8 protein-coding genes and 1 pseudogene are annotated in these 12,211 nt (G+C 43.6%); 3 read left to right on the top strand and 6 right to left on the bottom strand.

Features of this window, described 5'->3' with window-relative positions:
- Positions 1-53: 53 nt before the first annotated feature.
- The 3 genes from AB4238_RS20935 to acs all read right to left on the bottom strand — a co-directional run bounded on the left by AB4238_RS20935 (position 54) and on the right by acs (position 4,347).
- Positions 54-320, bottom strand: a complete 267-nt coding sequence (locus AB4238_RS20935; protein ID WP_220736211.1) for a GrxA family glutaredoxin — start codon at positions 318-320, stop codon at positions 54-56.
- A 167-nt stretch (positions 321-487) separates the two neighbouring features.
- A complete protein-coding gene (locus AB4238_RS20930; RefSeq protein WP_372035398.1) occupies positions 488-2,233 on the bottom strand; it encodes a DEAD/DEAH box helicase family protein in 1,746 nt (581 codons plus the stop codon).
- Positions 2,234-2,394: 161 nt separating this feature from the next.
- Positions 2,395-4,347: an acetate--CoA ligase gene (gene acs / locus AB4238_RS20925; RefSeq protein WP_372035396.1), complete on the bottom strand. Its 1,953-nt coding sequence runs from the start codon at positions 4,345-4,347 to the stop codon at positions 2,395-2,397.
- 173 nt (positions 4,348-4,520) lie between these two features.
- Here acs and AB4238_RS20920 point away from each other — a divergent pair, with 173 nt between their 5' ends.
- Positions 4,521-7,949, top strand: coding sequence for a NahK/ErcS family hybrid sensor histidine kinase/response regulator (locus AB4238_RS20920; protein WP_372035393.1), 3,429 nt, complete (start codon positions 4,521-4,523; stop codon positions 7,947-7,949).
- A 58-nt stretch (positions 7,950-8,007) separates the two neighbouring features.
- Here AB4238_RS20920 and AB4238_RS20915 read toward each other — a convergent pair whose 3' ends face one another.
- Positions 8,008-8,340, bottom strand: a complete 333-nt coding sequence (locus AB4238_RS20915) for a hypothetical protein (RefSeq protein ID WP_372035391.1) — start codon at positions 8,338-8,340, stop codon at positions 8,008-8,010.
- A 399-nt stretch (positions 8,341-8,739) separates the two neighbouring features.
- Between AB4238_RS20915 and AB4238_RS20910 the strand changes: the two are divergent.
- Positions 8,740-10,028 (top strand): annotated as a pseudogene (locus AB4238_RS20910) (NAD(P)/FAD-dependent oxidoreductase).
- A gap of 77 nt (positions 10,029-10,105) precedes the next feature.
- Here AB4238_RS20910 and AB4238_RS20905 read toward each other — a convergent pair.
- Together AB4238_RS20905 and AB4238_RS20900 are read right to left on the bottom strand one after the other, a co-directional pair.
- Positions 10,106-10,765: a response regulator gene (locus AB4238_RS20905; protein WP_372035389.1), complete on the bottom strand. Its 660-nt coding sequence runs from the start codon at positions 10,763-10,765 to the stop codon at positions 10,106-10,108.
- Between the two features lie 219 nt (positions 10,766-10,984).
- Positions 10,985-11,410: an acyl-CoA thioesterase gene (locus tag AB4238_RS20900; protein ID WP_371994020.1), complete on the bottom strand. Its 426-nt coding sequence runs from the start codon at positions 11,408-11,410 to the stop codon at positions 10,985-10,987.
- A gap of 149 nt (positions 11,411-11,559) precedes the next feature.
- Here AB4238_RS20900 and AB4238_RS20895 point away from each other — a divergent pair, with 149 nt between their 5' ends.
- A complete protein-coding gene (locus AB4238_RS20895; protein WP_372035387.1) occupies positions 11,560-12,081 on the top strand; it encodes a hypothetical protein in 522 nt (173 codons plus the stop codon).
- The last annotated feature ends 130 nt before the right edge of the window (positions 12,082-12,211 follow it).

Raw genomic sequence — 12,211 nt, 5'->3', positions numbered from 1 at the left:
CTTAACTGACCGGCATTAAGGCTGTAGCCTCCTTTTTTATTGAGCTGTTAAACTTATGCAGCAGGCATTAAGTCATTGTCTCGTACATATTGTTCAAACTCAGTACAACCGCCAACATGGTCTTTATCTACAAAGATCTGTGGCACTGTTTCAACTGGCTTGCCAACTGTTTTTTCTAGATCGGCTTTGCTGATCCCTTCTGCATGAATATCAACATATTTGAATTTGAAATCTTCACGCTTTTCAGTAAGTTGCTCTGCAACTTGAACTGCACGAACACAATAAGGACAACCTGGACGACCGAAAATAACTACAAACATATTCATTCCTCAAAAATAGCTTGAGCACTTTATAACATAGGCTAACGATTAGTTCTAATCGATATTTATAGTCGTGTTAATCGCATTGCTGATTTATCGGTTATAGCAGGGCGTTTATTTAGCCGGTGACTGCGGCTTTGACTGTAAACACAACAGAAAAGTTATTGTTACTCCTCCATATCTTTAGGTTGGGTTTGATAACGGCCTCGATAGTCAAATATAGACTCAAGCAGATCCCAGCCTTTTTTGCCTTTTCTAAGCAGTAATAGATCAGGCTTTCTAAAGCAGTCGGCATCATTAGCAAGCTCCTGAGCTGATTGATACTTTTTATGTTTCATACCCGGAGTCTTGCTATGGGGGAAAATAAACAGGGCAAATACAGCTTTTATTTGGGCGGCCGTCTGCATCTTAAAATAGCGACAGAAATCATTGCCTTCAATATCTATGTAGCGCACGATTAAGCGTTCACCATCGGGCTCCAGCAACATACTTTGGCATTTAAATAAATGGTGATGTTTCTGCTGTAAAACCTCTTTGAGTCGCTTATCGGGGTCAACTAATACTGCTTGGCAATGGTTACAGACTTTGGCGGCAATATCGTTTTCTTCTCCACAATTTGGGCACGCTTTAGAGCGAAACCTAAAATCGCATTGTTGTTTGCCGCCAGGTGTTTCTATCAATGCTTGGCAGCGCCTACCAAAGTGCTCAATAATGTCACCATCGTCATCAGTTAACCCCCAGAAAATATTGGCGAAGTCGCATACGGGGCAATGAACTTGAACTGGCTTACATTTGCTATTGGGTTTGGGCTGACCTACCTCTGGATAGAACAGATCATAACCATTGGCTGCGTAGTCAATAATGAGGCATTCAGTTTTACCTGCATCGATACGCAAGCCACGTCCCACCATCTGCTGAAATAGACTGACCGAGGCTGTGGGTCGCATAATGGCTATTAAGTCGACGTGAGGCGCATCAAAGCCTGTAGTAAGCACCGCAACATTAACTAAGAATTTAATCTGCTTCGCTTTAAAGGCTGCAATTAGTAAGTCCCTGTCTTCGCGAGAGGTCTTAGCGGTCACTAGTGCTGGCTCATACCCGTCAAGCTTGGCCATTATCTCTTCGGCATGCTTAACGGTAGCAGCAAAAATGATCACTCCTTGGCGATGCTTTGCTAGTGCAATGAGTTGCTTGACGATAGCGGTGGTAGCACGTCCGCAATGGTTGAGTAACGAATTAACCTCAGATTCGTTGTATTGCCCTGTAGGCGATGCTGTTAGCTCACTAAAGTCATATTGCGCGCTAAGCCCGTCAAACATTTTTGGTTGGCTTAAAAAGCCTTGTTTGATTAATGGGCGCATGGGTAATTCAAATATGCACTTTTCGAAAACGGGTTTGTCAGCATTACCGATTTTGCCATGGTAGTGATGACGGTAGATCCAACCCAGATCCAAGCGATAAGGCGTTGCAGTTAACCCTAACAGTCTTACCTTGTTATTTTTCGATTTAAGGTGAGCGAGTAACTGTTGATATTGGCTGTCTTTTTCTGGGCTGACTCGATGGCACTCATCAATAATGACGAGGCTATAGGGTTCGTCAAACTGCGTTGGCTGTTTAACCGCAGACTGGATACTGGCAACCACTGTTTTACCACGGGTTGATTTTTGATTTAATCCTGCAGAATAAATGGAGGCTTTCTCGGTGAGTATGCCGACTTTTTCTGCGTTTTGCGCCACTAACTCTTTAACGTGGGTGAGCACCAGAACGCGACCTTTGGCGATTCTAGCTAATTCAGCGATGACAATACTTTTACCCGCTCCGGTGGGAAGTACCAATACGGCAGAATCGCTAGTCGACTTAAAATGATTGATAGCGGCATCAACCGATTGTTGCTGGTAGTCTCGAAGTTGCACGTGAGTTTCCGTTTGGCAGGTAAATACAAAAACTGATAGCGAAATCATCACATAAATACGCTGTGACGGTAAGCAAAATGTGGATTTGTTTATTTAAAGGCATAAAAAAAGCCCCTCTATGAGGGGCTAGGGAAGGTAAAGCGAGTATTTCTGCTTAACAATTATTCACTGCGGTTAAGACGAGATTCAATCAGGGTATCAATCACGGCAGGATCAGCCAGCGTTGAAGAGTCCCCTAAGTTTGTCACTTCATTTGCGGCAATCTTACGTAGGAATCGACGCATAATCTTTCCTGAACGTGTCTTAGGTAAGCCGCCAGCCCACTGAATGAGATCTGGAGTTGCTAGTGCGCCAATCTCTTTTCTAACCCATTGGCGAAGCTCTTGACGCAACTCTTCAGTTTCTACAGTGCCTCGAGTCAGAGTGACATAAGCGTAGATCCCTTGGCCTTTAATGTCGTGGGGGTAACCAACAACTGCGGCTTCAGCAACTTGCTCATGGGCAACTAAAGCACTTTCAACTTCAGCGGTGCCCAATCTGTGACCAGATACGTTAATCACGTCATCAACACGACCGGTGATCCAGTAGTAACCGTCTTCATCGCGTTTTGCGCCGTCGCCAGTGAAGTACATGCCTCTAAATGTTTTAAAGTAGGTCAGTACGAAGCGGTCATGATCGCCAAACACGGTACGCATCTGTCCTGGCCATGAATCAAGAATAACGAGATTGCCTTCGTTTGCGCCATCAACAATATTCCCCATATTGTCGACAAGTGCTGGCTGTACGCCAAAGAATGGACGGGTTGCTGAACCAGGCTTGGTGTCTGTAGCACCTGGAAGCGGGCTAATTAAAATACCGCCAGTCTCTGTTTGCCACCACGTATCAACAATAGGGCATTTTTCATGACCAATGACATCGTTATACCAGCGCCATGCTTCAGGGTTAATCGGTTCGCCCACAGAGCCCATAATACGCAATGAACTGCCATCAAAACCATCGAACTGCTCTTTGCCTTCAGCCATTAATGCGCGGATAAGTGTGGGTGCTGTGTATAAGATATTGACTTTATGACGGTCAATCATCTCACCTAGGCGAGCAGGGCTTGGGTAGTTAGGTACACCTTCGTGGATTAATACGGTTGCACCATTGGCGAGTGGGCCGTAGACCATGTATGAGTGACCAGTGATCCACCCAACATCAGCAGTACACCAGTAAACCTCACCATCTTTATAATCGAACACATACTCGTGAGTCATTGCGGCGTATACCATGTAACCACCTGTGGTGTGCAGCACACCCTTAGGGTTACCTGTTGAGCCTGAGGTGTAAAGCAAAAATAGCGGGTCTTCAGCGCCCATCTCTTCGGGAATACAGTGCTCTGATGCGGTTTCCATCAATGATTCCCACCAGATATCACGACCTTCAACCCAATTAATGTCGCCACCAGTGCGTTTCATTACAATGACTTTTTCAATACAATCTACATCTGGGTGTGAGAGAGCTTCATCAATATTGGCTTTTAGGGGAATAATACGGCCGCCGCGTATACCTTCATCTGCGGTAATCACTACTTTTGAGTTACCGTCTATAACGCGTGAAGCGATAGAGTCTGGCGAGAAACCACCAAATACCACAGAGTGGATAGCACCAATACGAGCACAAGCAAGCATGGCAACGGCAGCTTCTGGCACCATTGGCATGTAAACTGTTACTACGTCACCACGTCTTACGCCTTGGCTACGAAGTGCGTTAGCAAACTTACATACATCAGCATGCAGTTCACCATAGGTGATTGTACGCTGATCTTTTGCGTCATCGCCTTCCCAAATAATGGCGACTTTGTCAGCATTATTTTCTAAATGTCTGTCAAGGCAGTTGGCTGAAGCGTTTAGCGTGCCATCATAAAACCATTTGATGAACAAGTTATGGTCATCGAACGACGTTTTCTTTACTTTAGTAAAGGGTTTCATCCAATCGATACGGTTGCCGTGTTCTCTCCAGAAACCTTCAGGGTTTACAATCGACTCCTGATACATTTTTTTATATTGTTCGTCATTTACAAGTGCATTGGCTGCGATTTCACTTGGAACTTTGTAGAGAGACTGCATGCTCATTGGGCTTCCCTTATCTAATTTGCGTGAGATGAGTATGGATTGTGTGAGGGTTATATCTCTATTAGACCTTGGTCTAGTAAAAAAATATCCTTATTTTTTAAATGGTTGTAAATTATTTTTGGCTAGATTTCATTTGGTTTTTACCGCAAAATAGGTAAAAAAAAGAGAATCCTATGAATTTGACTGTTCTGGTTGGCACCATTGCCATCATATATGTATGTATCTTGTTCCTCATTGCTTGGGGAGCTGAGCGCTGGTTCAGTCGTATTACTAAGCGGATCCAAACTTGGATCTATGGTTTAAGCCTCGCTGTTTACTGTTCATCCTGGAGTTTTCTCGGCACGGTTGGTCAATCAGCCGATGATCTTTGGTCATTTCTCCCCATTTTTATTGGCCCCATCTTAATATTCACTGTTGGTTTTGGCCTGCTGCGAAAGATGGTGATTGTGTCAAAGGCGCAAAACATTACCTCTGTGGCTGACTTTATTGCTGCTAGGTATGGTAAATCTCAAGTTCTCGCTGCAATTGTCACCTTAATCGCTCTGTTTGGCATCATGCCCTATATTGCGTTGCAACTTAAAGCGATGGTCTTTAGCTTGAATCTTTTTCAACCTGAGGGGGCATTGTTCGACGGTACAAAAGTCTCACTGGTTATAACTGGTTTATTAGCCATTTTTGCCATTTTATTTGGTACACGAAAGCTTGATGCCACTGAACATAACCCCGGTATGATGTTGGCGATTGCATTTGAGTCTCTAGTGAAATTAGGTGCATTTTTACTGGTTGGTATTGTCATTAGTTTTGGGGTCTTTGATGGCTTTGGTGACATCTGGCAACAAGCCAGTGCTAAGGATTTGATCAACGAGCCAAATCTTCGTATTGAATCACTAATGCCGGAACTGCTAGTGGGTATGGCTGCCTTTTTGTGTATGCCTAGGCAGTTCCACGTCATGATGGTTGAGTGCACTAATGAAAAAACCATGGTTAAAGCTAAGTGGATGTTCCCGGTTTACCTGCTGTTGTTTGGCCTATTTGTGGCGCCACTCGCTTTGGCTGGCAAGTTATTACTTGGCGATGCAGTAGCCGCTGATACTTACGTGATTAATTTACCATTAGCACTCGATAAACCTTGGCTAGCTGTTGTGGCGCTGCTCGGAACACTTTCTGCTGCAACGGGGATGGTCATCGTTGCCGTGGTGACGATTAGTGTGATGGTGAGTAATGAGTGGCTGGTACCGTTAATGCTGCGGACTGGGCAGATAAAGGCGAGAAATTTTAGTCAATTTTCACAACTACTGCTCAATGCTCGCCGTCTTGCCATTATGCTCATTCTAGGCCTTGGCTACTTTAGCTACCTAACATTTATGGACAACGATTCGTTATCCTCTTTAGGTATGTTGTCATTTGGTGCGTTCGCTCAATTGGCGCCGGCGTTAATCGGCGGCATGTATTGGAAACACGGTAATCGCAGTGGTGTATTCCTCGGGCTGGCTGTTGGCTTTGGTTGCTGGTGTTACATTTTGCTGCAGGGCGCTGCAGACCATTCCGGCATTGTTGCGACTGATATCGCTTTGCTAGATTCTATTAAGCCTAACGTGCGCGATATACTCATCGCATTATTGGCGAACTGTGGCTGCTATATGCTTGGCTCAATCTGGTTTCGTGCCGGTGTTGCCGAGCGCATACAAGCCAGTGCCTTTGTGACCCCAGGACGTTTTAAAAAGGATACTAACCGTAAGAGTGCACCCGTTTCCCAGCAAGACCTACTGATATTAGCCAGTCGCTTTGTCAGTCCAACCCGCGCCTATGAGAGTTTTTCTGGTTTTTCTGAAGATGCGGTAAAAAGTGACAGCTGGCATAAGGTTGCTCCGCCAGAACTCATCGCACATACCGAGCATATGCTCGCAGGGGTACTTGGTGCCTCAAGTGCATCACTGGTGATGGATTCAGTGATGCAAGGCCGGGATTTGGCACTTGATGAAGTATTTAGTCTTGTGGATGAGGCATCCTCTAAAATTATCTTGAGTCAAGATATGCTTAGAGGTGCTATTGAACATGCCTACGAAGGTATGAGTGTGGTCGATAAGGATTTGAATTTAGTTGCTTGGAACTTTAAGTATGCTGAGCTGTATGACTATCCAGACAATTTTTTACAAGCTGGCATGCCGATCAGTGATGTGGTTCGTTTTAATGCTGAGCGCGGCTATTGTGGTATTGGCGATATAGAGGAACAAGTAGACAAGCGCGTGCAGCATATGCGCAATGGCACTCAGCATGTCTCAGAGCGTCAACGCAAAGATGGTAAAGTCATAAAAATTCAGGGTAACCCCATGCCTGGTGGTGGCTTTGTGATGACTTTTACTGATATTACCCAATACCGCTTGCAAGCCAAAGCGTTGCAAGAGTCGAATGAGACACTAGAAGCTAGGGTAAAGGAGCGTACATACGAGTTATCAATGCTTAACAGCAAACTGTTAGAGTCGAAAGCGCAAGAGGAGATGGCAAATGCATCGAAAAGTCAGTTTCTTGCTGCTGTTGGTCACGATCTCATGCAACCGTTAAATGCGGCTCGACTTTTCACCGCCTCTCTGTCGCAATATCCAAACTTAGATCTAGAAGCTAAAACGACCCTAAGTCATGTTAATAGCTCGCTGAAAATTGCCGGGGAATTACTGACCGATCTACTCGATATTTCGAAACTAGACTCTGGAATGGTTGATGTTAATCGACGTGACTTTGCTATTGCAGATCTGCTTGATGGCTTAACGGTAGAGTTTGAGGCGATGGCTAAAGATTATTCAATTAATTTTAGTGCTATTCCTTGTTCGGCGACCATTAATTCGGATCCAAGTCTTTTAAGGCGCGTGTTACAAAACTTTTTAACTAATGCATATCGTTATGCCAAGGGAAGTCGTGTTCTGTTGGGCTGTCGTTATCGCGGCGGTGAACTTGAAATTCAAGTGCTTGATACCGGCTGTGGTATTGATGAGAATGAAACCAAAGAGATTTTTAAAGAGTTTAAGCGACTGGATAACCCTGAGAGTAAAAGTGCCAGTGGCTTGGGTTTAGGCTTAGCCATTGCAGATAGGATCAGCCGTGTTCTAGACCATGAAATTAACGTCAGTTCAATATTAGGACAGGGCTCAGTATTTTCAATTAAAGTGCCACTGGGTGAGAAGGTGACTGCGCCTACGCCGAAAAAAGTCGCTTCTCTATTGCAACCTTTAGCGGGCGTGAAAGTGCTATGCATTGATAATGAAGAAGCTATCTTAGCGGGGCTGGAAAGTCTATTAACGCGTTGGCAGTGTGAGGTTATCTGCGCCAGCGACTTTGCCGATGCTCGAATTAAGCTTGGGCTTAAAGGGGTTGCTCCAGATATCGTACTTGCAGACTACCATCTAGATAATGACCAAAATGGCGTTGATGCGATGGATGGCGTCAGAAACCTTTATGGTGAAAACCTTCCTGGTATATTGATTACCGCTAATACCCGTAAAGATTTGATTGATGATATTCAGCTTCGAGGTTACCACTACATGGCCAAAATGGTGAAACCTGCAGCGCTTAGAGCATTAATCTCCAGTTTGGTCAGAAAGGACTAATTACTGAAAACAAAAAAGGCACATCAATTGTGCCTTTTCTACTTACGTATGGCTTGAATTATTCAACTTTTACTGGAGTTAAACCCTTATCTCTTGATTCAACGGCACTGTCTACGTCGAAGCCACCAGTCTTCCAGCTCTGCGCTTCTTCAGCATTAAAAGATTGTCCTTTCCAACTTGTGGCACTGGTAAGGTTAAAGCCTTGTTTAGACCAACTCTCCGATTGCTCTGGGGTGAAACCGCCACCTTTCCATGCTTGAGCTTGTTCAGCGTTAAAGCCAATCTCCTTCCATGCTGCTATATCTCTTTCTGACATGCCTTTCCAAGTTGCGGGTGCGGATGCACAGGCACTAAGCGCGAGGATAACCATTACTAAACCGAGTTTTTTCATTTCACAGTCCTTATCTAAATCGTGACTTAATATGCCGAATCTACCCAGAGCTATGCCTGTACGCCTCTCGGCAACATATGTTTTATCATTTTCGGCAATACCATCTCCTTATTGATAAGTTAAGAAGAGTGGAACAGAGGACGATGCTTACGACCTATCAATGTAAAAGGTATTTACCGTTCACTATTGAAGATAGTCGCTGAAATATCACTCGACAAGTTATTGCTTCAAATGAAGTAAACCGACTTGGAATAACGTTCTCGGATCAAGAGTGACAAATTTTTTGGCTTCAGCTGTTCAGGTTTATGATGACTTGACCCAATATTAAAGATGGATATACTGAACGACGTGTAAAAAATATAAAACAAGAAGTAATCAATTACTCAAAAGGAAATTGTTATGTCACAACCACGCTGCAACTCTTACTACAACGCCACCATCAATACTGAAACTGACTACCCTGAATTAGAGGGCGATATACGTGTTGATGTGGTGATTGTGGGTGGTGGCTTTACTGGTGTAGCGACGGCAGTGGAGCTTTGTGAGAAAGGCTACAAGGTTGCGATTGTAGAGGCCAATAAGATCGGATGGGGAGCGACAGGCCGCAATGGTGACCAGGTGACGGGGAGTTTGTCAGGTGATACTGCCATGACTAAGCAGCTACGCAATAAATTGGGCACTGATGCTGAGCAGTTTGTTTGGAATATGCGTTGGCGCGGGCATGAGATAATAAGAGCGCGAGTAAAGAAGTACGCAGTAGAGTGCGACCTTAAGTATGGGCATTTACATACAGCCTATAAAGCGAGTCACATTAATGAGTTGAAACAGACCTATGATGAGGCTTGTAAAAATGGCATGGCTAGCGAACTGGAGTTGCTAACTAAAGAGCAGCTACCTGAGTATATCAACACGCCCTTGTATCACGGCGGCCTTTTAAACAAGCGTAATATGCACCTACATTCAGTTAATCTTTGTATTGGTGAGACAAGAGCAGCTGAGAGTATGGGCGCACAAATTTTTGAGCACTCGGCAGTTGTTGATATTGAAGATGGGGTTCTTGCTACTGTGACCACATCAAAGGGGAAGATCACTGCTAACAGTGTTGTGTTGGCGGGGAATGCTTATCATAAGTTGGCTAGAAAAAAATTAAGAGGCATGTTGTTTCCTGCATCGCTGGGGAATTGCGCCACTGCACAACTGACCTCAGAGCAGGCCCAAAGCTTGATCCCCAAAGATGTTGCTGTGTATGACACTCGTTTTGTACTGGATTACTACCGACTAACCGCCGATAACCGTTTAATGTTCGGTGGCGGCACTAACTATTCCGGTCGGGACTCTAAAAATGTTGCTAATGAACTTAGGCCTGCTCTGGAGCGTACATTCCCACAGCTGAAAGGGGTCGATATAGAGTATGAGTGGACTGGCATGGCGGGTATTGTGCTAAATCGTATTCCACAGCTAGGTAAAGTTCAAAAAATGTATTCTATTGCCAAGGTTACTCGGGGCATGGGGTTGCGACCTCCCACATTATGGGAGAAATCATGGCCAATGCCATTATCGGAGAGCAGCAAGAATTCGGTCTCTTTGCTGATATGCAACATTTAAGGATCCCGCTCAATGAGTGGTTTGGAAACCAAGCATTGGCACTGGGGATGGTGTACTACAAGGTTATGGAGAATTTTAGGTAGTAACAGGTTCTTGAACGTCATAAAAAAGCCGCATTAAAATGCGGCTTTATCGTAACAGATGTTTGTTCCGTCCTGAGTTAAATATCGACTTTTTCCATCTCTAACTGCTGCAGTGCAATGACGGCTTGAGTGCGATTTCGAACTCCCAGCTTTCTAAATATAGCGGTGGCATGCGCTTTAATGGTCGCTTCTGAAACCCCTAAATCATACGCAATTTGTTTGTTAAGCAAGCCTTCAGCAAACATCTGCAGCACTTTATATTGCTGTGGGGTCAGATCTGACAACTTACTGGCAATCTGATCGGTGCCGTCATCGCTGACTTCTTGCAGTTCAACGCCTTCTGGTAACCAAACATCACCAAAGAGTACGGCTTCAAGTGCAGTTGCCAGCGTTTCCATAGACGATGATTTAGGGATAAATCCAGAGCTACCATAATGAATAGCACGACTGATAGTCGTATTGTCTTCATGAGCTGAGATAACAACAACGGGGAGCTCTTGGTAGTGGGTTCTTAGATGGATCAATGTCGAATAGCCATGAGAACCTGGCATCTGAAGATCCAGTAATACAACATCATATTCAATGTCGCTATTGTCTAGGAGATTTTGCAACGCATCAGCGCTATCAGCTTCAAACCATTGAGTATTGGTAAACGCAGTGGTTAATGCTTGTCTTAATGCGTTTCTAAATAGAGGATGGTCATCCGCAATAATTATATTTAAGTTTTCAGGCTTCATGGCTTTATAGGGTTATTTTGGTTGCTCGTGAAGATACTTTCAATGTAACAGATAAATGACAAGCTATTCTATGGCTTTATCCGACAAACGTTATAATTTGGTAAATTTTTGCGTGGAGTTAGACTTTGGTCTAAAGGTTTGATCTTTTATTAACGGGTTAAACAAAAGTTTGAAACAATTTAAAGAGGTTTTAACTAAACCTCTTTAAATTATGTCCGATTAGCCTAAAGTCCAAACGGCTGTAGGTTTTCTATCATCGTCTACCGCGACAAAGGTAAATACACCGCGTATCGCGTGTTCGCGAAGGTCTTGGTACATATCTTCTACAAAAATATTAACTTCAACTTTGATTGAGGTATTACCTACATGAATCACCCTGGCAATAATCTCCGCTAGAGAACCAGCTGGGATCGCCTTATTAAAATCAATTCTGTCTGAACTGACAGTGACTAAGGTTTTGCGGCAAAAGCGTGTCGCTGCAATGAATGCAGTCTCATCCATCCAAGCTAAAGCTTCCCCACCAAATAGTGTATTGTGGTGGTTAGTAATTGATGGAAACACAGCTTTAATAACGCGAGCTTCAGACTGTTCAATTCTTAGTGACATCGCTTCACTAAATTGAGTCGGAGTTTGAGTTAGGGGCATACGGCAACCTAAGGTTATGCACAAGAAAGGCGCGACTATACTCCTTTCATAGGCATTAGAATAGTAGCTCTAACTTGTTAGTTTTAAACTCTATGGCTGATAGGTATTTTGCTATACATAGAAAAAGCACTTATATGGAGTCAAGCTTGATGAGATGTAAAGGTATAAAGAGGATATTGATTGCGGGTATGGCCTTAGTTTTATTAGGGTGTCAAAGTACTGAAAATAAAGAGGCTAGCGTTGAATTCGAAGGTTTTATCGGTTTTAAACAATCAAAGCCTTGGGCGATTACGTTTAATGATTGTACTGTTTATCGGTTTTCAGACGCCAAGCTATATTACTGGTTTGATAGAAGTCTAAATAAGGTGAGTTGTTATCAGTTTTCTGAGGCAGATAAAAGTGAACTTGTTGGGATTTTTAACAAAATTTATCAAATGCCAAGTTTAACAGCCCCTGCAAAGAATTTTATTCGGTTTGAACAATTGGATATTTCATCTTCTGGGTGGGGAGTGTTTCCTAAAGTGTTCGAGAGACAAGGCGATCATTGGATACGTGTGCAAGAGGGTTGGATTTATCTACAAAAAGCAGACTTTGCCTTGATAGAAGTTTATCAGGGTCAACAAGATATGAAGCTGAAAGCTAACCACGATAGTTACTACAATAATCACTAGATGCTGTTGATCTTTCGAGCGATGAAAGATTAACAGCCCCTGGTCACATTTTGCTAAATACATAAAAAAACGCATCGACTGATTTCAGTGGATGCGTTTTTTATGAGTTTGAATTATACCAATCAGTATA

Origin of the sequence: Shewanella sp. 10N.286.45.A1 (assembly GCF_041470405.1) — a bacterium.
In the GTDB taxonomy this organism is placed as follows: domain Bacteria; phylum Pseudomonadota; class Gammaproteobacteria; order Enterobacterales; family Shewanellaceae; genus Shewanella.
This window is presented reverse-complemented; position numbering and strand designations above follow the sequence as displayed.

Coding starts and splice junctions, on each gene's coding strand:
- AB4238_RS20935 (WP_220736211.1), bottom strand. CDS start 320: ATGTTTGTAGTTATTTTCGGTCGTCCAGGTTGTCCTTATTGTGTTCGT.
- acs (WP_372035396.1), bottom strand. CDS start 4,347: ATGAGCATGCAGTCTCTCTACAAAGTTCCAAGTGAAATCGCAGCCAAT.
- AB4238_RS20920 (WP_372035393.1), top strand. CDS start 4,521: ATGAATTTGACTGTTCTGGTTGGCACCATTGCCATCATATATGTATGT.
- AB4238_RS20915 (WP_372035391.1), bottom strand. CDS start 8,340: ATGAAAAAACTCGGTTTAGTAATGGTTATCCTCGCGCTTAGTGCCTGT.
- AB4238_RS20905 (WP_372035389.1), bottom strand. CDS start 10,765: ATGAAGCCTGAAAACTTAAATATAATTATTGCGGATGACCATCCTCTA.
- AB4238_RS20900 (WP_371994020.1), bottom strand. CDS start 11,410: ATGCCCCTAACTCAAACTCCGACTCAATTTAGTGAAGCGATGTCACTA.
- AB4238_RS20895 (WP_372035387.1), top strand. CDS start 11,560: ATGAGATGTAAAGGTATAAAGAGGATATTGATTGCGGGTATGGCCTTA.